We start from the raw sequence: 22,638 nt of genomic DNA, 5'->3' as shown, positions 1-22,638 counted from the left end.
AAGCCGATGAGGGCCGGGGGCGAGCCGCACGGCGGTCGGGGTTCGCGCGGCGGCGTGGGCCAGTGGCGGCGGCGTGTACTCAGCGAAGCCGACGGAACTCGGTGACGAGCACGTGGGCCTTTCTCGGGCCGGTGACCCGCCACGTCTGGCGCCAGCGGTCGGCGTCCACGACGTGATAGCCGCCCTGGTAGTCGTCGTCTCCGCAGAGATGCCGGGTACTCCACCGGCCGTCCCGCAGGTCGACCTCGTGGAAGAACCCGCCGTGGTCGAAGTGGACCTCGGCCCGGCCTGGTCCGGTGAGGCGGTAGCCGAGCCGCCTGCGGGCCGGGCCACGATGGTCGGCGAGCACCAGTTCGCCCTGCTCCGTGTAGTCGAGGCGCTCGCCGTGGTCGACGATCTCGGCGACGCCGATCACGCCGCCCAGTCGAGAGCCGCTGACATCCAGGATCTCCCGTTCCAGCCGCCAACGACCGGTGAGATAGGCCGACAGGTCCGGTACCGCGTATCCGTGCTTCGTCGCCATGCGCCACCTCCGTCGACCCGGGCGGCGGCCCGTGTCCACTCGGGCGGGTCGCACCGACCCGTCTCGACCGTCCGCCGTCGCGGCCTCGAACCTACGTGCTCGCGGTTCGCTCCGGACCGGGTGTCGGCGGGAGGGCGGCGTCCGCGGCTCGCCTCGCGGCGGGATGAGAGCCGATTCGGCTGCTCCGGCGGGCCGGCTGCGAGTCGGGCGGCCCGCCGTCCCGCCGTGATCACGGCCGAAGGTGCCCGCGGTCGCTCGGGCTGCTCATCGACGGGTCGACCGGGGCGATCCGCTGCCGCAGGCGACAGGGGATCGCCGCACGGGTGTCGGTCTCGATGACGCACCCGCCCGTCGTTCGTCCCTGCCGGCGCGGTGTCCGCCGCGTCCGCTGCACCCGTCGGACGCCGCGGTCGTCCGTTGGGCGTCCTGCCGCGCGATCGTCGGCCGGACGGCGGGTCCTGCCGGGCACGGTGCTGCTCGGCTGTCGGGATCGCGCTCGCCCGGCTCCGCGCGGGCCGTTCGCCGTCTGGGCCGTCGCCCGGGGCACGCCCGGACCGGCACCGACCCGGCGCGTGGGCGCCCGGCCGGTGCCGGTACCGGTCGACGTGGCTGTGAGACGGCCGCGCGCTGACGGGCCGGTGTCGATCAGCCGGTGAAGTTCACGTCGCTACAGATGTAGTACGACTGGTCCATGTGGCTGGCCTGCCAGATCGTGTAGACGATGTGACGCCCGGTCCGGTTCGGCGCCGAGACGTCGAAGGTGATGTCCGTCGCGGGCGGGTAGGAGCCGGTCTCCTCGACCAGCTCCAGGTCGCCCCAGCCCAGGCTCTCGGTGAGCGGATCGAAGCCCTGCCTGGTGACGTAGACCTGGAAGTAGTCCGCGCCGTGCGAGGCCTGGTCGTACAGGTGCACCGAGAAGTCGTTGGACACGTCGACGGCCCGCCAGTCGCCCACGGCGTCCATCGAGTCGTACCGGCCGCCCTCGGTGCGACCGCCGCTGCACAGCTGCCCGTCGGGGATGGCCGCCTGGTGGTTGCCGCCGACGTTGTCCCGATAGAGCCCGTTCCAGTTCCACATGGCGTTCGGGTTGTCCTGCCAGGCCTGCCAGCACATGGGGTCCTCGGTGGCCATGTCGGGGTTGAGGTGGTCGCCGCCCCACCGGTCGTGACAGCCGAAGTTCCGCGACGGCGGATCGATCACCGATCCATGGGCCGATGCGGTCCCCGTGAACAGGCCCGCGGACAGCAGAAGCATCGCCGAGGCGATGGCGGCCGCCCTGGCGACAAGCGAGCGTCGGACGCGCGTCAGAGAAGACATCCCGTTCTCCCTTTCTGGTGGAGAAATCACCGTCATGCCGCGCACCCGGAACGACGGTAACCGGAAGGAGGCGTGGATCACATCCCCCGGACAGCGCATTCGTGCCGCCCGGGCGGTGCCGACGATCGGCCGAACTCCGCCCGGGCGCCGTCGCCGTGGTCCGCCGTCGCCGTGGTCCGCTGTCGCCGTCGTCCGCTGTCGAGGCGGGCGAGCGCGGCCCGGCGGCGCGGCCGTCCCGGACGACGCATCGGGTCCGGACCATGCGAGGTCCGGCGACGCAAGGTCCAGGGTGATGCCTCGGCTCGAGGCGACGTCTCCGGTTCGTACGTTGCGCGCGTTCACCACCGCCCACCCGCGCGCGGCCGACACCCCGCCGTTGCCGGCATGAGAGGGCGGCGAGAAGAGCCGGATGCGTGGTCGTCCGCGCCGCCCGCGCTCCCGGCGACAGCCGACCCCCCAACGGGGTGTTGCGGCTGCTTCGCGCGGACGTCCTCGCCGTGACCTTCTAGCGTGAGTCGTGTGACCTCGCAGAGAAGCTCCCGGCTGCTGATCGACGCCTTCGATCGGGTCCGCGACCTGGTCGCGGAGAACGTGGCCGGATTGAGCATCGATCAGCTCGCGGCCCGGCTGGACGACGAGTCGAACTCGATCACCTGGCTGCTGTGGCATCTCACTCGAGTTCAGGACGACCACGTGGCGGAACTGGCCGGGGTCGAGCAGATGTGGACGGACGAGGGCTGGTTCGACCGATTCGGTCTGCCCTTCGGCGCGGCGGACACCGGATACGGGCAGACCGGACGCGAGGTCGGGGTCGTCTGCGTGGACTCGCCGGATCTGCTGACCGGCTATCACGACGCGGTGCATGCGATGACCACGCGGTATCTCAGGGGCCTCTCCGACGCGGACTTCGATCGGATCGTCGACGAGGCATGGGACCCGCCGGTGACGCTGGCCACCCGGCTGGTGAGCGTCGTGGCCGACGATCTGCAGCACGCGGGCCAGGCATCGTTCCTGCGTGGCGTGCTGCTGAGGCAGGCCGAGGCGACGGGCGCCGACGACTGAGCGACGTACCGTGGACCGCGCCCGCTCCCGCGCCGCCGGGCGCGGTCCCACCGCCGTCCTGCGCCCCGCCCCGCCCCGGAGGCCGACCATGGAACATCTCGTCGACCTCGACGCGCTCGCCGCGCTGCTCGCCGCTCCCGTCGAGTCCTGGCGGCTGCGGGCAACGGTGGGGCCGTTGCGGTGGCGTGACGAGCGGGCGCCCTGGCCGCCGCCGATCGGCACGGATCGGGCGGGTGTCGTGATGCCCGAATCGCTGAGCATCCGAGTCTCCCGGGAACCGGACGGCGAGCTGGAGATCGTCGTGTGGACCGGCGGATGGGCCGACGTCGACCTTCTCATCGGCGACGACGTCGTGAGCCGCTGTCCCAGGTTCACCGATGTCGACGGCGCACGGACCGCGGTCGTCCGGACGGTCGAGCGGTTCCTCGCCGCACGCCGGGTCGACCGCACCCCGGCGGAGGACGGATCGGTCAGCCGAGACCGGTGAAGTCCGGCGCGGCGTCGATCGAACGTTTCAGCTCGACGACCCCCGGCGCACTCGAGAGCAACAGCAGGCCGTCCCACAGTCGGACGGCGGCCGCGCCCTGCGGACAGGCCGAGATGACCGGGCCGAAGAACGCACTGCGCGATCCGTCCGGCCGGGTCAGCGCGATCAGCGGCGTCCCGACGTCGTCGCCGACCAGGGCGATCCCCGCCGCGTGGGAGGCGCGGACGGCCGCGTCGTACTCGGTCGACTCGGCCGCCTCCGCCAGGTCGACGGGCAGACCTGCCTCGACGAGGGCCTGCGTCGGGTCCCATTCGTCACGCTGGTGGAACAGGGTCCCCATCGCGGTGAAGAGCCTGTCGAGTGCCGCGGGCCCGTACCGCTGTTCGGCGGCGGCGCAGACACGTACGGGCGCCCACAGCCAGCCGTCCGGATCGTCTTCCGGATCGTCCTCGCGGTCCTCGTTCAGCACCGACAGGCTCATCACATGCCAGTGCACGGTGATCGGCCGTGTCCTGGCCACGGTCACCAGCCATCGTGAGGTGATCCAGGTGTAGGGACAGGACGGGTCGAACCAGAAGTCCACGGTGGTCGGGGTCTGCATCGGCTGCTCCTCGCCGTCGGAGTCGGTGGCCGCGCCTTCCCGGCGGCACCGAAGCCTGTCACGATCCGCGCGCGGGAGGGGTTCCGGTGTGCGGTCGCCGCGTTCGTCGGGCGGTGTCGCCTGCGGCGGGCGAGGCGTGGCGGCTGTTCGGCGCCGACGCCGTCGGGGCGCGAGAGGCGGTCGATCCACCGCGATTCGACTGCTCGATCTCCGCCGTCGCAGCCGACCGAGCCTGCCGGTGGTCGGTGTGTCGGACGACGTCCCGGGGTCGCGGTTCGGGCCGCGGGTATCCGCACTGATCGCCAAGGCACGTTTGCCGGTGCCCGCGGGCGGAAATCCCACGAGAACGGGTGGTGACGCCCCGACCCGGACGCACCTCGCCGGTCGCCGGTGTCCGAGGCGTCGGCCGGTGCGACGAGCAGAGGAGTCGAGGTCGATGGCGGTATCGGTGCCGGTGTCCATCGCCGCGTCCGCGGGAACGGTGACCGGTGATCTCACCGTCGGCGAAGGCGCTCGCGGGATCGTCGTGTTCGTCCATGGTTCGGGCAGTTCGCGACACAGTCCGCGTAACCGGGCCGTCGCCACGGTGCTGCACGATCGACGGCTGGCCACGCTGCGCATGGATCTGTTGACGGCCGAGGAGGCGTCGCGCGACGAGCGGACCGGGGAACTGCGCTTCGACATCCCGTTGTTGGCCGAGCGGGTCGCCGCCGCGGCGGACTGGATCCGCGCCGACTCGACGGGCCGACTGCCACTCGGCCTCTTCGGTGCGAGCACCGGGGCCGCTGCCGCGCTGCTCGCCGCCGCACGCCTCGCCGAGGTCCGCGCCGTGGTGTCGCGCGGCGGTCGTCCCGACCTCGCGGGCCGGGACGCACTGCGCGCGGTGCGGGCCCCCACCCTGCTGATCGTCGGGAGCCGTGACGAGCAGGTGCTCACGCTCAATCGGCAGGCCTCGGCGGAGCTGTCCGCCCCGCATCGTATCGAGGTCGTCGCCGACGCGGGCCACCTGTTCGAAGAGGACGGCGCCATGGACGCGGTGGCCGGGCTGGCCGCGGACTGGTTTCTCCGACATCTGGCGGGATGAGGACTCGGCGGACGGCGGCACCGGTGCGGGCCCGCCGTCGCCGGTGCGGGCCTGCGCGAGGCGAGGCGGAACGCGGGCGATCGGTGTGGTGTTTCGCCTCCCTCGGGATCAGCCTGGAGCCGGTGCGGACGACCGCGTCACTGAGCAGGCGGAGACCCACCTCGAGTCGGCGCGGCGCGGCCCGTCCTCGCCGGACGGAGCGCCGCGCCACCGGGCCGATCCCAGAACCCGCCCGCCGACGAACCCCGGTGCGCGGGTCAGCCCGACGACGTCCAGTCGCAGGTGTCACCGCTGATCGCGAAGCCGTCCCGCAGCCAGTTGCCGGGGTGGGCGGTCCTCGGCTCGATCGTGCCGTCCGAATACGGGAGGAAACGCTGCCAGTACAGCTGCCCGTCGCGTCGACGGCGTAGAGGACGTCACCTCCGGGGGAGTCCGCCTGGGTGAATCGCTGCCGACCGTCCGCCGCCGGCGTTTCCCGGTCGGTCCAGACACCGGTGCTCGCATCGTAGTGATGGCGATGAAGCGTGCCGTCGGAGTCACGTGCGTAGAGCGCCCCGGGGCCCGCGGCGCTGATCAGGTAGAAGCGGCTCCAGTCTCCGTCGATCGACTCCTGCCGCGGTTCCAGCGTCTCGATGTCGAGAATCGCCCGGTACAGCTGTCCGTTCCCTCGGATGTAATAGAAGTCGCCGCCCGAGTCGACGGTGATGCGATTCCGCCGCGCCGGGCTGGTGTAGCCGCCTAAGGTGGTCTGAAAAGTCCCGCGTGTATGGGCCGTCCTCCCATTGTTCCCACCCCGATTCGCCGCGCCGGTACCTCTGGAGCGGTCCGTCGCTCTTGATCTCGTAGAGGAGACCGCCGGGACCGGCGTGCGCGCGTCCGTCGACGCCGTTCCCGACCGGCCGCAGCGCGACATCCCAACGGTCGGCGCCTCCCTCCGGGTCGCTGTGCGCCATGTCGTAGACGTCACCCGTAGGCGACGTGACCGAGAACCGCGCGAAGGCATCGCAGGTCAAGGTCGGATCTTGGCGCGGTGCGGTGATCGTCGCATGCACCGGGGCTCCCGCCGGCATGGACATCGAGAACACGGCGACGGCCCATGCCGCCGTGCTCGGACCGCGACGTTCTCGCATCTGATCTCCTTCATCGCCGAGATGTGCGCCGCCGCGGCTGCGTTCGCGTCGGTCCTGGTGAGAGGTCGACGGATGCGACGCCGGTGCGGCGAACGAATACCGGGCGACTCGACGGACGCTTCTCGCGATGTCGTTCTCCGACGAGATGCGCGAAGTGTGAATATCGCCGTCCGTTTCGATGTCGGACGGAAGAATGCGTCGAGATTCGACCTTCGGCGCGCCGCGTTGCCGCACCGTCGAAGGATCTCGGGTGCGAGATCGTGTCGATCGCGATGGATCCGCGGAGGGCAGGATCGGCGCGCTGTCAAGCGGAGCAGGTGAATTCCTGAAAGCAAAGTTCTATAGGCGCGAATGTCGTCTTCGGTCATACCGTCGCGCAGGTCCAGCCGAGCGGGACGGGAATCTGCCCCGTCGAACCGCCCGGAAGCAGTCAAGACAGGGAGTATGTGTGCGAATCGTGGTGACCGGCGCGACCGGGGTCGTCGGACGACGGGTGGTCGCGAAGCTGGTGGCGGCGGGCGTCGACGTGCGAGCGCTGACCCGGCGGCCGGAGACGGCGGCGCTGCCCGCCGAGGTCGAGGTCGTGGCGGGCGACCTGGAAGTGCCCGCGACGCTGAGCGAGACGTTCGTCGGTGCCGACCGGGTGTACCTGTTCCCGGCCGCCGAGGCCGCCGACGAGGTCGTCGAACGGATCCGGCTGGCCGGGGCGCGGCGGATCGTCGTGCTCTCCGGCACGACCGCCGACGATCCCGAGGAGGAGGGCGGTGCCGACTACCGCCGGGTCGAACAGGCGGTGGAACGGTCCGGACTGGAGTGGACCCATGTCCGGCCGGGCATGTTCGCGGGCAACGTCCTGGACTGGGCCGAGTCCATCCGCGCGGAAGGCGTGGTCCGACTCGTGTACGGCGAGATCGCGCAGGCTCCGGTGCATGAGGACGACATCGCCGAGGTCGCCGTGGCGGCCCTGCTCACCGACGACCACGTCGGCGCGAGGTACCCGCTGTCCGGTCCGGAGTCGTTGACCAGGTTCGAACAGGTGCGGGCCGTCGGGCGGGCGATCGGCCGCGAGTTGACCGTCGAGGAGCTGACGCCCGACGAGTGGCGGGCGTCGATGGCAGCCGAGGACATGCCTGAGGAGGTGACCGAGTGGCTGCTGGAGCTCTGGCGCAAGCGGATCGGCAGTCCCGATCCGGTGCTGCCGACGGTCGAACAGGTCACCGGACGGCCTGCCCGTACCCTCGAGCAGTGGGTCTCCGAGCACGTGGAGGCCTTCCGGTGAGCGGCGTTCCCGAGGAGGACCGGCTCGTCGAGTCGCGCGACGTCGAGTTGTGGAGTCGCGGCTCCGGCGATCCGAGACACCCGACGGTCCTGCTGATCGCGGGGGACTGTCAGTCGGGGCTGGAATGGCCGGACGAGTTCGTGGCCCTGCTGGCCTCGGCGGGGCTGCGTGTGCTGCGCTACGACCACCGGGACACCGGCCGGTCCACCACCCGTGACTTCGCGGACCGTCCCTACGGGTTCGACGAGCTGGCCGCCGATGCCGTCGCGGTCCTCGACGGCTGGGGCGTCGAGCAGGCGCACGTCGTCGGCTTCGGCATGGGGGCCGTCCTGGGGCAGTTCCTCGCCCTCGACCACCGAGAGCGGCTGACGGGGTTGACGCTCATCGGCGCCGTCGCCCTCGGGGTCGACTTCTTCGGCAACTGGGAGCGGGCGCTGACGGGCGAACCCACCCCGGACGGATTGCCGACTCCCCGGCGCTGGTTCGTCGAGTCGGTGTTCGCCGAGCAGCCCGCCCCGACGGATCGGGAGTCCGAGCTGGACGGGCTGGTGGCGTACGGGAAGGCGTTGGCGGGCGACGAGCTGCCCTTCGACGAGACCGCCTTCCGGCGTGCCCAGGCCAGGGTGCTCGACCACGTCGGAACGACGCCGCCGCCGGAGTCGCACCCACACGGCCTGATCGAGCAGTCGCTCGTCGAGCGGGGCGCGGAGCTGTCCGGGATCACCACGCCCACCCTCGTGATCCAGGGCCCGCTCGACCCGATCAGCCCGCCGCCACACGGCAGGCATCTCGCGGACTCGATCCCCGGCGCGCGACTCGTGGAGATCCCGGGGATGGGGCATGCGCTGCCGAGCGCGGTCCACGCCCCGTTGGCGAGCGCCGTCGTCACGCAGACCGCCGCACGGGTCGGGCGGTCCGCGGCGGCGGCGTGGGCGGAGCGCGCGCAGACGTGGTGACGCAGTGACGTCGCGTCGGGCGGTGACTACTTCGCCCGGGTGAACCGAGGGCCTGCCGTCGGGTAGTCGAGAGCCGGTGGCGGCCGGCTGCGGTGACCCGGAGTCGCACGCGACACTCCGATCACCGGCGTCACGGCACCGTCGTTCCGGGGTCGAGCGCCTGAGTCCGGCCCGGCGACGGTGCCGTACGGCGCCGTGGTCGCCTGCCTCGGGCGGTCCGTTCGCTCGGTCCTGTCCCGGGCGAACGGAGCCCGGCAGCGGCGGGCCGTCGCCTCGATCATCGGCGATTCACCGGTGATACCGGACGCGGCTCGACGGCGGCCTGATGAATCGTCGACGGGGTCACCCGCCCGCGAGTGGAAGTATCCGAGGAACAAAGCCGGGTAATTCGCGTCGAGGCGGCATGGATCGTGTTCGACGACGCGGAGCGTCGTGGTGCGAGAGCGATCACCTGCTCCGGGGTGGCGTAGCCGACGCCGTCGTGTCCCTGTCCCGTCGAGATGGCCTCGGCTGCGCGGGCGGCCGGATTCGACATGTCGTGCGTCGAGACCGTCCGGGCAGTTCAGCGCCGAGGAACGCGCCGTGCCGAGTGCGGATCCCAGCGGGGGAGACGGTGCGGGGTGCGTGACCCGGACGGTGGTCGGTGCCGTCTCGGGCGGGGCGAAGTCAGCCGCGGCCTGCCGCGCGGCCCGGTTATGGAGGCGTGGTTCCGCGGTGTCGTTTGCGCAAGTGCGGCGGTGCCGGCGGCGAGGCTGCCGGGTCCTCTTCGCGGCGGCGATTCTCACATCGAAATTCGCGAGTCACGAAGTGGCGAGAATCAATTTCCGGGCAGGCGCCGCCGCCACTCCTCGGTCCGTGCGGAAGATCGGAACGACGTCGCGAACAAGGGCTGTCGCGTAATGCGGACCGGGCGGCTCGGCGCGCCAGGCCTGCCCGTCGGTGACCGAGGGAGCGGCGTCGGCGTCACGGTCACGTCATGACGATCAGCAGTCCTCTACGGTGCGAGGCTGACCGCAGACGTATGACCGATCGGGTGATCCCTGAACCCAACCCACTACCGTTAGCATCGAGTCGGACACTTTCGGTGATGGTCCGGTGGGGAGGACATCATGTCCCAGGATGCCGTGGGGAGCGTCGACGGGCCCGTGTCGGGGACGTCGGCGGACGATCGGATCCGGGCACTGACGGCGTGGGCACGCGATGATCGACTCCTGTCGGGGCTCGGTCCCGCGCGTGCTGAGAACGATCAGCGGTCGGCTGCGACGACGGCGCGGGCGTGCGTCGGACTCGCGACGACGAGGGGAAGTCGCCGAGACGGGCCGCGTCTCGGCGGAGGCAGGACCGCCGTCGACGATGACGGATCAGCGGCTCGGCCTGCGGCGCCGTCCGATGCGTGGCGGCGGCGTCGTCGGGCGTCCGAGAGGGAGCGAGGACTCGACTCGGACTGACCACCCGACGCGGACGTCCCTCGATTCGTCCCGCTTCCCCGCCGGGACGAGGAGATCCGCCGATCGGGTCTCGACCGGCTCGGCGCTCCGCGTCGACTCGTCGCATGACGGCCACGAAGAATCCGTCCTCGACTCGCGTCTCACACCGCGGTCAGACGCGATGCCCGCGGCTGCCCGGAATCGGTCTCCTCGTCCGGCCCGAGAAGCCCGCGTCGGTCTCGGCTGCCCGCTGATCGGCGGATCTGCGCCGAATATCAAGGATTGAGACGGTGAGTACCACCTGGAGGGGTGTACCCGAAAAAGAGTCTTGCGCGTCACCGTCGAGAAGTGCACTGTCATTACTGCGCTTTTCGAATCGAGTCCGAGGGTGGGCGTCGGCTCGAAGCTGATTCCGTGGCGCTTCTCGCGCCCAGTCGTGTTCGCAGTCATCCTGGCAGGCGGTGGCCTGGCCGGGAGTTCCCGGTGGCTTGAAGTGGATGGACAACGCCATGAATATTCGCCCTCACACGGTAAGACAGACGTCGCGGGTCGAGAGAGAACCCGACTCAGAGTCGGCTCGACCTCGATCTCCCCTCTGCCACGTCGCCTATCCGCTGCTGATCACCGCGATGGTCCTCACCGGAACGGCGGCATTGCACTTCGGATGGAATTTCGGCCTGGTCAACTTCGGTTTCCTGGTCGGCACGATCGGTATGCTCGCCGTCTTCGAACGCCTGATCCCCTACGAGGTGGACTGGCATCCCAGCCGAAGTGAATGGGCATGGTACGGCGTCTATCTGGGGCTCACCATGCTGGGCGGGGGCCTCGCGCAGCTCCCGGTGGCCGCCCTCGTCGGCGCCGTGGCCGTTCCCGAGTCGGGGATGCCGATCTGGCTGGAGGTTCCCGCGGCCCTGCTCCTCGGCTCGCTGGTGAGCTACTGGGTGCATCGGATCTCGCACAATCACGCCTGGCTGTGGCGCCTGCACGGCGTCCATCACGTCCCGGACAAGGTCAACGTCGCCAACAACGGCGTCAATCACGTCGTGGACATCGCATTGACCCAGGGGCTCGTGCAGCTCGGACTCGCCCTCGTGGGCTTCTCCCACCCGGCGGTGTTCCTGGTCGGCCTGTTCATCGTCGCCCAGGGCTATTTCGTGCACGCCAACATCGATGTCCGAATCGGCTGGCTGAATCACATCGTCGCCAGCCCGGAGCAACATCGGCTGCACCACAGCATCGATCTCGACGAGGCCGGACACTTCAGTTCCGACGTGTCCATCTGGGACCGAGTGTTCGGCAGCTTCACCTGGTATCCCGGTCGCGTTCCCGCCGCCGTCGGCCTGCACGATCCGGATTCCTTTCCCAAGACCTCCTCGCTGATCGCCACCCTGCTGCATCCCTGGCGGAAGCAGCGGAAATCTGCCGCCGAAGACAGTCCCGCAGACACGACCACCGCATCGGCCGAATCCGCGACGAAGACGGAATCGGACTGACTGCCGACAGTGTTGTCCCCTGTTTCGTGACGAGTGCCTCGATCGAAGGATTTCACGGTGACGGAATCACAGTACCCTGCCGCCCGCGACAAGGTCGCGATCATCGGTATCGGCTGCCGACTGCCGGGTAGCGCCTCGGACTATCGAACGTTCTGGAAGAACCTGCTCGACGGGAAGGACTGCATCACGCCGACACCGGCGGACAGATACGACGTCGGGAGCCTCGGCAGCCGGGACAAGGCCAAACCAGGCAGGCTGGTCGGGGGCAGAGGCGGCTACATCGACGGCTTCGACGAGTTCGATCCGGCCTTCTTCGGGATCAGCCCGCGCGAGGCGGAGCACATGGACCCGCAGCAGCGCAAGCTGCTCGAGGTGGCCTGGGAGGCGCTGGAGGACGGCGGACAGAAGCCCGGTGACCTCGCGGGCACCGACGTCGGCGTGTTCGTCGGGGCCTTCACCCTGGACTACAAGATCGTGCAGTTCGCCGACCTCTCCTTCGACACGCTGGCGGCGCACACCGCCACCGGAACGATGATGACGATGGTGTCGAACCGGATCTCCTACTGCTTCGACTTCCGGGGCCCCAGCCTCTCGATCGACACCGCGTGCAGCTCCTCGCTGGTGGCGGTGGACCTGGCCTGCCGCAGCCTGCGTCGCGGGGAGACGAACCTGGCGCTGGCGGGCGGAACGCTCCTGCACATGACGCCGCAGTACACGATCGCCGAGACCAAGGGCGGCTTCCTGTCGCCCGACGGGCGATCCCGCACCTTCGACGCCTCCGCCAACGGCTACGTCCGTGCCGAGGGAGTAGGTGTGATCGCACTCAAACGTCTGGACGACGCGCTGCGCGACGGCGACCCGATCCACGCCGTCATCATCGGCAGCGGCGTCAACCAGGACGGCCGCACCAGCGGCATCACCGTGCCCAACCCCGAGTCGCAGATCGGTCTCATCGAGCGGGTGTGCGCCGAGGCGGGCATCGCGCCGGGTGACCTGCAGTACGTCGAGGCGCACGGCACGTCCACCCCGGTCGGCGACCCGCTGGAGGCCAACGCGCTCGGTCGGGCGCTGGCGATCGGCCGCGAACCCGACTCGCCGTGCTACGTCGGCTCGGTCAAGACCAACATCGGACACACCGAGTCGGCGGCGGGCATCGCCGGGCTCATCAAGGTCGCCCTGAGCCTGAAACACCGGAAGATCCCGCCGCACATCAACCTGGAGCACGTCAATCCGGCGATCGACCTCGCGGCGCTGCCGTATGAGATCCCCACCGAGGTCACCGACTGGCCCGTGCACGACGGACCGGCCCGCGCCGGGGTGAACGCCTTCGGCTTCGGCGGCACGAACGCACACGTCCTGCTGGAGGAGGCGCCTCGCCAGGACGCCGAGGAGCCGATCGCGGGCGACCAGCGGCCCGGCTACTCCATCCTGCCGCTGACCGCGCGGGACCCGGAGGCGTTCGGCGACCTCGTCCGAGGGATCCAGCGGGAACTGGCGGGCGTCGACGGCGTGGCCGCCTCACTCGCCGCCGTGGGCAGCACCCTGGCGCATCGCCGCCAGCACCTCGAGTCGCGGCTGTCCGTCGTGTACTCCTCCCGCGAGTCGCTCGACGAGCGGCTGGCCGAGTTCCTGGCGGGCGAGGCGCATCCGCACATCCTGCTCGACCAGGTCGTGGAGCCGGACCGCCGTCGACTCGTCTGGGCCTTCACCGGCATGGGACCGCAGTGGTGGGCGATGGGCCGCCTGCTCTACGAGAACGAGCCGGTCTACCGGGCCGCCGTCGACGAGTGCGATCGAGAGCTGACCGCCCTCACCGGCTGGTCGCTGGTCGCCGAGATGAACGCCGACGAGGCCGACTCGAACATGGCCGAGACCTGGCTGGCACAGCCCGCGAACTTCGCCGTCCAGGTCGGTCTCGCGGCACTCTGGCGGTCCTACGGCGTGCGACCCGACGCCGTCGTCGGGCACAGCACCGGTGAGGTCGCGGCGTTCTACGAGGCGGGCGTCTACTCGCTGCGCGACGCCGTCACCGTCGTCGTGCACCGCAGCCGACTCCAGCAGAAGCTGGTCGACACCGGCACCATGCTGGCCGTCAGCCTCACCGAGGACGACGCGACCCGACGGATCGAGTCCTACGGCGACCGGGTGTCCATCGCGGCGATCAACAGCCCGACGGCCATGACACTCGCGGGTGACGAGGACGCCTTGGCCGAGCTGGCCGAGACGCTGCGCTCCGAACAGGTCTTCGCCAAGTTCCTCACCGTCCGGGTGCCCTATCACAGCGCGCGGATGGACCTCATCAAGGACGAGCTGCTGTCCGCGCTGGCCGACATCACGCCGCGGCAGGCGCGGGTGCCGCTCTACCTGACCGCGCGGGAGGGCCGGGCGCACGGCACCGAGCTGGACGCGAGCTACTGGTGGCACAACGTCCGGGACAGCGTCCGCTTCCAGGCGGCGATCGACCGGCTGGTGGACGACGGACACGGCCTCTTCCTGGAGATCGGGCCCCATCCGGTGCTGGGCCACTCGATCCGCGAATGCCTCGAGGCCCGGGACGCCGACGGTCGGACGCTGCCCTCGATCCGGCGGAACGAGGACGAGGCCGCCCGGATCGCGATGTCGTTGGCGAGCCTGCACAACCTGGGCGTCGAGATCGACTGGACGGCGCTGCACCGCGAAGGGCCGTCGGTTCCGCTGCCCCGGTATCCCTTCAAACGCGACCGGTACTGGGTGGAGCCCGCACCCGTCGAGCAGATCCGCCTCGGCAGGGTGGACCACCCGTTGCTCGGCCGTCGCATGCTCAACGTCGAACCGGTCTGGGAGTCCCGGCTGGACGTGGAGACGACGCCGTACCTGGCCGACCACCGCATCCAGGGCAACGTCGTCTTCCCGGCGGCCGGCTACCTGGAGATGGCGGTGCAGGCGGTCCGCGCGATGACCGGCGGCGTCGAGGCCACCATCGCGGACGTGTCGCTGCGCAAGGCGCTGTTCCTGGCCGACGACGCGGCCACCACGGTCCAGTTCGCCTTCTCCAGCGCCGACGCCGGCTTCACCATCGCCACGGTCACCGGCGACGACCAGGAGCCGAGCGTGCACGCCTCGGGGGTCCTGCGCACCGGGCAGCGGCGGCGGCTGACCGCCCGGCTGGACTCCGACGCGATCCGCGCTCGCACCGCCCGACACCTCGACGCCGAGGCGTGCTACTCGGGCCTGGCCGATCTCGGCTACGAGTACGGCCCGGCGTTCCAGTGCATCGAGGAGGTCTGGGTCGGCGCCGACGAGGCTCTGGCCCGTATCCGCCCCGCGAAGGTACTCGGCGACGACGCCGCCGGGCATCACTTCCATCCGGCGCTGCTCGACGCCTGCTTCCAGTCCCTGCTCACCCCTCAGCTTCTCGACGGCGGCCGGGAAGACGACTCCTCGTCCACCGGCATCCGGCTGCCGCTGTCGATCGACGAGATGCGCTTCGCGCCCGTCGGTGATCAACCTCTGTGGGTGCACGCCGTCGTCACCCGACGTGAGGATGACGAACTGCGCGGCGACATCGTCGTCTTCGCCGACAGCGGCGTGGCGCTGGGCCGGATCGGCGGCTTCCGCGCCGCCGACGTCGAGAAGGCGGCCACGACCGTCGGGCAGGCGACGATCGACCGCTGGCTGACCGAGGTCGGCTGGTTCGACGCGCCGCTGCCCGCGGAGGCGGTCGACGACGGACGCGACGCCCTGGGCACCGCCGACCCGGTCTCCGCCGACTGGCTGGTCTTCGCCGACGGCGGGGGAGTGGCCGACGCACTCGCCGAGCTGGTCACGGCGCGGGGCGGTCGCTGTCACCTGGTACGGCCGGGCGACGAGTACGCGCTGGCCCCGGACCGGCGGGAGTCCGTCGTGCACCCGGGTTCCCGCGAGGACCTCGCCCGACTCTTCCACGAGCTGCGCGACGGCGGCGTGCCGTCCTTCGGCACCATCGTGCACCTCTGGAACCTGGACCTGCCGTCGTTGACGGACACCAGCCGCTCGGCGCTCACCGCCCAGGAGAGCCTCGGCACGTACTCGCTCATCGCGCTGGCGCAGACCCTGGCCGCGCAGGACCACGACGACTCGGTGGCGGCGGGCAGGCTGCACGTCGTGACGCGGGGCACGCAGGCCGCGTCACCGACCGACGTCGTCGAGCCGCTCGGCGCCCCCGCCTGGGGCGTCGGACGGGTGCTGTGGAACCAGGAGCTGATCCCGTACCGGGGCAAGCTCATCGACCTCGACGGCTCGGGCGACCGCTCGGCGGACGCGCGCCACGCGGAGGCACGGGCCCTGCTGCGCGAGGTGTCCATCACCGACGAGGACGAGATCGCCCTCCGGGCCGACGGGCGCCGCACCAGCAGACTCGTCACGGCCGAGGACCTGACCCGTCCGCTGCCGCTGCGGCTGCGGCCCGACGGCAGCTACCTGGTCACCGGAGCCTTCGGCGCCCTCGGCAGGCTGCTGTGTCGGACCCTCGTCGCCAGGGGCGCCCGCAGGCTGATCCTGGTCGGCCGCACCCGACTCCCCGAACGCGACCGATGGCACGAGGTCGACCCGGACACCCCGGCCGGTCGAGGCGTGCGCCTGCTGACCGAGCTGGCCGCGGCGGGCGCCGAGACGATCCTCGCACCGCTGGACATCACCGACGAGGCGGCGCTGACGACGTGGCTCGCCGAGTATCGGGCGACCACCTCCGTGCCGATCCGGGGCGTGTTCCACCTCGCCGGTCACGTGCGCGACACCCTCGTCGCCGACATGGACCGCGCCGTCTTCGACGCCGTCCACGATCCGAAGGTGATCGGCGCCTACCTCCTGCACCACCACCTGCGCGACGAGCCGCTCGACCACTTCGTGCTCTTCGCCTCGGTGGCCTCGCTGCTCACCACCGCGGGCCAGACCAACTACGCGGCGGGCAACGCCTTCCTCGACGCCCTGGCGCATCACCGACGGGCGGTGGGGCTGCCCGCCCTGAGCATCGACTGGGGCCCGTGGGCCACCGGCATGATCGAGGAACTCGGCCTGATCGACCACTACCGCAACAGCCGAGGGATGAGTTCGCTGTCCCCCGACGCGGGCATGGCCGTCCTCGAACGGGTCATCGGGCAGGATCGGGCGCAGCTGCTGGTCGCCACGGTGGTGGACTGGCCCGTCTTCCTCGCCTGGTACCCCACGCCGCCGACGCTGGTGGCCGAGCTGGCCTCCTCTGCCGCCGAGCCCGCCTCCGACGGCAACAGCTTCCTGGACGCCTTCCGCGACGCCGACGAGGAGAAGCGGCGACTGCTGCTGACCGAGCACTTCACGGCGGTGGTCGCCGCGGTGCTGCGGGTGAAGACCGAACAGGTCGACCCCGCGATCAGCCTCGGCGCGCTGGGCCTGGACTCGCTGCTGGCGATGGAGCTGCGCGCCAGGATTCACACCGAACTGAAGGTCGCGCTGCCGGTGGTGGCGCTGCTGAGCAGCGCGCCGATCAGCGACGCCGTCGCCCAGCTTCACGACGGACTCGTCGAACTGGTCGCCGAGGGCGAGGACCACGCGGCGGCCGACGCGGTCGAGCTCTACGACGACGAGCGACGGCATCCGCTCACACAGAACCAGACGGCGCTGTGGTTCCTCAAGCAGCTCAGCCCCGACGGCTTCGCCTACAACATCGGCGGCGCCGTGGAGGTGCGGGTCCGGCTCGAACCGGAGCTGATGTTCCAGGCGGTGCGGACGGTGATCGCCCGACACCCCAGCCTGCGGGCCAACTTCACGCTGCACGAGGGCAGGCCGGTGCAGGTGTTGCGCGAGGTCGACGAGATCCCCGACGACATCGCCCTGTTCGACGTCGTGGGCCGGGACTGGGACGACGTCTACCAGCTGATCATCCAGGAGTACCGCAAGCCCTACGACCTCGAACGCGACCCGCTGATCAGGTTCCGGCTGTTCAAACGCGCCGACGACCGCTGGGTGATCGTGAAGGCGGTGCACCACATCGTCTCCGACGCCATCTCGACGTTCACCTTCATCGAGGAGCTGCTCGAGGTGTACGAGGGCCTGCGCGAGGGGCGCCGGGTCGAGCTGGTGCCGCCGTCGGCGAGCTACCTGGACTTCCTCAACTGGCAGAACCGGTTCCTGGCGGGCCGGGAGGCACAGCGGATGCTCGACTACTGGCGGGGCCACCTGCCCGCCGAGGTCCCGATCCTCAACCTCCCGACGGACAAGCCGCGGCCGGTCGTGCAGACCTACAACGGGGCCTCGGAGTTCTTCGCCCTGGACGTCGACCTGAGCGCCCGCGTCCACGCGCTGGCGCGGGAGCACGACGTCACGGTGTTCATGGTCCTGATGAGCGCCTACTACGTGCTGCTGCACCGCTACACCGGGCAGGACGACGTCATCGTGGGCAGCCCGGTGACCGGCAGGACCCAGAAGGAGTTCTCCTCGGTCTACGGCTACTTCGTCAACCCGCTGCCGCTGTACGTCGACCTGGCGGGTGCCCCGTCGGTCACGGAGCTGCTGGCGCAGGTGCGGGCCACCGTGCTCAACGGACTCGACAACCAGGAGTACCCGTTCGTGCTGCTGGTCGACAAGCTCGGGCTGCAGCACGATCCGAGCCGCTCCGCGGTGTTCCAGGCGATGTTCATCCTGCTCGTCCACAAGGTCGCCACCGAGAAGTACGGCTACCGACTGGACTACATCGAGCTGCCCGAGGAGGAGGGCCAGTTCGACCTCACGCTGTCGGTCTACGAGGAGGAGGCCGACCAGCGCTTCCACTGTGTCTTCAAGTACAACACCGACCTCTTCCTTCCCGAGACGATGCGGCGAATGGCATCGCACTACGTCACGGTGCTGGAGTCGTTGACGCGGGCGCCCTCGTCGACGCCGATCCACCGTCTCGACCTGCTCGGAGCCGAGGAACGCCGCCGCATCCTCGGCGAGTTCAGCGGCGCGGGCCGCGTCGTCGAGCAGGCGGTGCCGGTGCACGAGCTGATCGGCAGGCATGCCGCCGAGCGTCCCGACGCCCTCGCCGTGTCGCTGCCGCCCGCCGCGGCCGGGTCGGCCGAGACACGGACGTCGCACCGGCTGACCTACGGCGAACTCGACGATCGGGCCGCCCGGCTGGCGGGCAGGCTGCGCGCCCTGGGCGTCGGGCCCGGCTCCGTGGTGGCGCTGTGCCTGGACAAGTCGCCGGACCTCGTCGTCGCCGTGCTGGCGGTGCTCAAGGCGGGCGGCGCCTACCTGCCCCTGGACCCCGACCACCCCACCGACCGGCTGGCCTTCATGGTCCGCACCGCCGACGCCGCGTTCGCCGTCGTCGACGCCGCCCGGCGGGACCGGCTCGCGGGCCTGGCCGCCGCCGACGTGCACACCCTGGAGGACCTGCTCGACGAGGCGGCGAGCGTACCGCCGCTGCCCGCCGAACCCGTCGACCCGGCGGCGCCCGCCTACCTGATCTACACCTCGGGCTCCACCGGCAGGCCCAAGGCGGTGGAGGTCGCCCACCACAGCCTCGCCACGGCCTACGACTCCTGGCGCGGCGAGTACGGCCTGGACATCGACGTCCGGGTGCACCTGCAGATGGCGAGCTTCTCCTTCGACGTCTTCACCGGCGACCTCGTCCGCGCGCTGTGCTCCGGGGGCACGCTGGTCCTGGTCACACGCGAGCTGCTGTTCGACACCGAGCGGCTGCATCGGACGATGCTCGCCGAGAGGGTCGACTGCGGAGAGTTCGTCCCCGCGGTGGTCCGGGCCCTGATGAACTTCTGCGACCACGAGGGACTGCGACTGGACTTCCTGCGCCTGCTGATCGTCGGCTCCGACGCCTGGAAGGTCGAGGAGTATCAGCGGCTTCGCGGGCTGTGCGGGCCGCGGACCAGGGTGGTCAACTCCTACGGGTTGAGCGAGGCGACCATCGACAGCGCCTACTTCGAGGGCCCGGTCGACGGTCTGGAGCCGAGCCAGATGGTTCCCATCGGCAGGCCCCTGCCCAACAGCACGCTGTACATCCTCGACGAGCACGCCCAACCGGTGCCGGTGGGCGTCCCCGGCGAACTGTGGGTCGGCGGGGACGGCGTGGCCACCGGCTATCCGAGCGACCCGGAGCAGACGGCGCGGCGCTTCGTCGAGTGGTCGCCGGACCACGGCCTCATCGCACTCGATGCGACCCTCGCCGACCGGCCGCACGGCGGCGATCCTCGGGAGTCCGTCGACGACCGGCCGTCGGGAACGGCGGCGGCCGCCGGGCCGGGCGCCGAGCCCGCCGCCGGGCCGATGCGGTTGTACCGCACCGGGGACCTGGCGCGGTGGGACGCCGAGGGGCGTGTGCAGCTTCTCGGCCGGGTCGACGGCCAGGTCAAGGTCCGCGGCCATCGGATCGAGATCGGCGAGATCGAGTCGCAGCTGGCCGACTGGCCGAAGCTGGCCCAGGCCGTCGTGACGGTACGACCGGACGCCAGGGGAGAACAGACCCTGTGCGCCTACTGCATTCCGGCCGCGGGCACGCGACTGGACCTGCGTGACCTGCGCAGCCACCTCGCCGAACGGCTGCCGACGTTCATGATCCCCACGCATCTCGTCGAGCTGGCGGAGCTGCCTCTCTCGCCCAACGGCAAGGTCGACCTCGCCGCCCTGCCCGCGCCGAGCGCCGAGCACGACGAGCAGGAGTACGAGCCGCCGGTGACCCTCTACGAGGTCCGGATGGCCGAACACTGGAAGTCGCTGCTCGGCCTCGACCAGGTGGGGCTGCGGCACGACTTCTTCGCGTCGGGCGGCAGTTCCATCCGGCTGATCGAGCTGATCTACCACCTCCAGGCGGAGTTCGGCATCAGCATTCCCGTCAGTCAGCTGTTCACCGTCACCACCCTGCGCGGCATGGCCAGGACCGTGGAGCACATCGTCACCGGCAAACTCGAGGGCGCCCGCCCCTACCTGCGATTCAACCCCGGCCAGGGTCCGACGGTGTTCTGCTTCCCGCCCGCGGGCGGACACGGCCTGATCTACCGCCGGTTCGCCGCCCACCTCCCGGAACACGAGTTCGTCGCCTTCAACTACCTGCCGGGGGACGACAAGGTGACGCAGTACGCGGACCTCATCGAGGAACTGCAGCCCGAGGGACCGTGCCCGCTGTTCGGCTACTCGCTGGGCGGGAACCTCGCCTTCGACGTCGCGAAGGTCCTGGAGTCCAGGGGACGCACCGTCCCGAACGTGGTGATCATGGACTCGTATCGGATCCCCGAGGCCTTCGAGTTGGGCAGCGAGCGCTTCGAGGCCTTCGAGAAGGAGCTCGGCGAGCACCTGCGCAGGCACACCGGCTCGGAGATCCTCACGGAGGAGACGCTTGAGCAGGCCAGGGACTACATCCGCTTCTGCAGTCGCACACCGAACCTCGGCGTCCTCGACGCCTCGGTCAGCGTGATCTCCGACGAGCAGAAGGTCGAGTTCTACGGCGCCGCGCAGCGCGGCACCTGGCACGGCACCTCGACCACGAGCACCTCGGTGTTCCGGGGCTTCGGCAGCCACGCCGAGATGCTCGACGAGGGCTTTCTCGCGGGCAACGCCGATCTGACCAGGGAGATCCTCACAGGAGGTGGATTCAGTGGCGCGTGACCTCGTCGCCGGGTGGGGCAGTCGAGACCGCCCTGCGGGCGCCAGGCCCAGGGTGCTGATCATCGGGGCGGGAGTGGCCGGGATGTCCACCGGCTGCTACGCCCAGATGAGCGGGATGGAGACCCGCATCCTGGAGAAGCACGTGCTGCCGGGCGGCTGCTGCACCGCCTGGTCCCGGGACGGCTACATCTTCGACTACTGCATCGAATGGCTGATCGGCACCGCCGAGGGCAATGACGCCAACCAGGTGTGGCGGGAGCTCGGGGCGCTCGACGGCAAGACGATGCGCAACTTCCCGGTGTTCAACAAGGTCGTCGACGCCGACGGCCGGTCGGTGACGTTCTACAACGACCCCGACCGGCTGGAGGCGCACCTGCTGGCGATCTCGCCCGCGGATCGGAAGCTCATCCAGGCGTTCTGTCGGGACCTGCGGCGCTTCATCACCATCGACCTGTACCCCTTCCTGACGCCGCCGCCGTTGGAGAGCGTCGGTCAGAAGCTCAAGAAGCTTCGCACCGTCCTGCCCGCCTTCCGCCTGTTCTGGCGGACCGCCGCGACGCAGATGCACACCTTCGCCGACCGCTTCAGCGATCCGCTGCTGCGCAAGGCGTTCCGCAACATCTTCTTCCAGGACCCGGAGGACTTCCCTCTCCTGCCGTTCCTGTTCAACATGGCCAGCGCCCATAACGACAACGCGGGCTTCCCCCAGGGCGGCTCGCTGGGCCTGTCCCGGTCGATCGAGGAGCGCTACACGGCGTTGGGCGGGGACATCTCCTATCGGGCGCGTGTCGCGCGGATCCTGGTGGAGGACGACCGGGCGATCGGTGTCGAACTGAAGAACGGCCAGCGGATCTACGCCGATCACGTCGTCGCGGCCTGCGACGGACGCACCACGATCTACGACCTGTTGGAGGGACGCTACACGGGTCCGACGATCGACCGTCTCTACGACGAGCTGCTGACCAGGCCGGGGACGCTGTTCCCGGCCGTGGTCTCGGCCTTCGTCGGCATCGAGGGCGACTTCCATCCGGATCAGATGCACAGCACCACGTATCTGCTGTCCGACTCCGAGGGTGCCCGCCTGCCCGGCGCGCTGCAGAACAGCATCGTGGTGCAGCTGCGCTCCCAGTACTCCGACGGCTTCGCGCCTGCGGGCAAGTCGGTGATCCACTGCACCTACTTCAGCGACTACTCGTACTGGAAGACGCTGCGCACCACCAATCGTCGCGAGTACTGGGATCGCAAGCGCGAGGTCGCCGACTTCGTCCGAGGCATGCTGCTCCGTCGGATGCCCGACCTCACCGACCGCATCGAACTCGTGGACGTCGCCACGCCGGCGACCACCCATCGTTACACCGGCAATCACGAGGGCAGCATCCTCGCCTGGAAGGCCTTCTCCGATGCCGACGACCTCGCGGCCAGGCTGATCAACAAGGAGCACATGCGGCTGCCGGGCCTGCACGCCTTCTCGATGGCGGGCCAGTGGGTCGGCCTGGGTGGTCTCATCCGCGCCGCCTCCACCGGGCGATTCGTCACGCAGTTCCTGTGTGAGGAGCTGGGTCTGGAGTTCCAGGCCTGGGAGAGCCCGCCCGCCGAGCCGTGGCATCCCGCCAAACTCGGCCACCTTCCGCAGCTCGACTCCCGGCCCGTGCAGTAACCGAACGAGGCGTCAACTCCGAGGAGCA

11 protein-coding genes and 1 pseudogene are annotated in these 22,638 nt (G+C 70.4%); 8 read left to right on the top strand and 4 right to left on the bottom strand.

Annotated features, from left to right (window positions below):
• Positions 1-79: 79 nt before the first annotated feature.
• Positions 80-523: a DUF6314 family protein gene (locus tag AHOG_RS16175; RefSeq protein ID WP_093942108.1), complete on the bottom strand. Its 444-nt coding sequence runs from the start codon at positions 521-523 to the stop codon at positions 80-82.
• A gap of 645 nt (positions 524-1,168) precedes the next feature.
• Positions 1,169-1,840, bottom strand: coding sequence for a lytic polysaccharide monooxygenase auxiliary activity family 9 protein (locus AHOG_RS16170; RefSeq protein WP_093942107.1), 672 nt, complete (start codon positions 1,838-1,840; stop codon positions 1,169-1,171).
• Positions 1,841-2,359: 519 nt separating this feature from the next.
• Between AHOG_RS16170 and AHOG_RS16165 the strand changes: the two genes are divergently transcribed.
• Together AHOG_RS16165 and AHOG_RS16160 are read left to right on the top strand one after the other, a co-directional pair.
• Positions 2,360-2,902 carry a mycothiol transferase gene (locus AHOG_RS16165; protein WP_093942106.1) on the top strand — a complete coding sequence of 181 codons (543 nt, stop codon included), beginning with the start codon at positions 2,360-2,362 and terminating at the stop codon, positions 2,900-2,902.
• An 88-nt stretch (positions 2,903-2,990) separates the two neighbouring features.
• Positions 2,991-3,389: a hypothetical protein gene (locus tag AHOG_RS16160; protein WP_093942105.1), complete on the top strand. Its 399-nt coding sequence runs from the start codon at positions 2,991-2,993 to the stop codon at positions 3,387-3,389.
• On the opposite strand, the gene AHOG_RS16155 is transcribed toward AHOG_RS16160, so the two are convergent.
• Positions 3,373-3,990 carry a mycothiol-dependent nitroreductase Rv2466c family protein gene (locus AHOG_RS16155; RefSeq protein WP_093942104.1) on the bottom strand — a complete coding sequence of 206 codons (618 nt, stop codon included), beginning with the start codon at positions 3,988-3,990 and terminating at the stop codon, positions 3,373-3,375. The two genes, AHOG_RS16160 and AHOG_RS16155, sit on opposite strands and share 17 nt — an antisense overlap.
• 436 nt (positions 3,991-4,426) lie before the next feature.
• On the opposite strand from AHOG_RS16155, the gene AHOG_RS16145 reads away from it, so the two are divergent.
• Positions 4,427-5,074 (top strand): dienelactone hydrolase family protein, encoded by a 648-nt coding sequence (locus AHOG_RS16145; RefSeq protein ID WP_093942102.1) that lies wholly within the window; start codon positions 4,427-4,429, stop codon positions 5,072-5,074.
• A gap of 397 nt (positions 5,075-5,471) precedes the next feature.
• Here AHOG_RS16145 and AHOG_RS30530 read toward each other — a convergent pair.
• Positions 5,472-5,987: pseudogene (locus AHOG_RS30530) on the bottom strand (tachylectin-related carbohydrate-binding protein); the annotation flags it as partial.
• Positions 5,988-6,652: 665 nt separating this feature from the next.
• Here AHOG_RS30530 and AHOG_RS16135 point away from each other — a divergent pair.
• From AHOG_RS16135 to AHOG_RS16105, 5 genes are all read left to right on the top strand, one after another.
• Complete coding sequence (locus AHOG_RS16135) at positions 6,653-7,483, top strand: NAD(P)H-binding protein (RefSeq protein ID WP_093942100.1); 831 nt, start codon at positions 6,653-6,655, stop codon at positions 7,481-7,483.
• A complete protein-coding gene (locus AHOG_RS16130) occupies positions 7,480-8,439 on the top strand; it encodes an alpha/beta fold hydrolase (protein ID WP_093942099.1) in 960 nt (319 codons plus the stop codon). The genes AHOG_RS16135 and AHOG_RS16130 overlap by 4 nt, the downstream gene beginning before the upstream one ends.
• Before the next feature lie 2,056 nt (positions 8,440-10,495).
• The gene (locus AHOG_RS16115; protein WP_211290412.1) at positions 10,496-11,359 is read left to right on the top strand and encodes a sterol desaturase family protein; all 864 of its coding nucleotides are present in this window, start codon (positions 10,496-10,498) and stop codon (positions 11,357-11,359) included.
• 57 nt (positions 11,360-11,416) lie between these two features.
• A complete protein-coding gene (locus tag AHOG_RS16110; protein WP_093942096.1) occupies positions 11,417-20,953 on the top strand; it encodes a non-ribosomal peptide synthetase/type I polyketide synthase in 9,537 nt (3,178 codons plus the stop codon).
• On the top strand, positions 20,934-22,610 hold the full coding sequence (locus AHOG_RS16105; protein WP_093942095.1) for a phytoene desaturase family protein: 1,677 nt from the start codon (positions 20,934-20,936) through the stop codon (positions 22,608-22,610). The genes AHOG_RS16110 and AHOG_RS16105 overlap by 20 nt, the downstream gene beginning before the upstream one ends.
• The last annotated feature ends 28 nt before the right edge of the window (positions 22,611-22,638 follow it).

Origin of the sequence: Actinoalloteichus hoggarensis, from assembly GCF_002234535.1 — a bacterium.
Lineage (GTDB): Bacteria > Actinomycetota > Actinomycetes > Mycobacteriales > Pseudonocardiaceae > Actinoalloteichus_A > Actinoalloteichus_A hoggarensis.
Note: the sequence above shows the minus strand (reverse complement) of the source record. Positions and strands in the feature narration are given on the sequence as shown.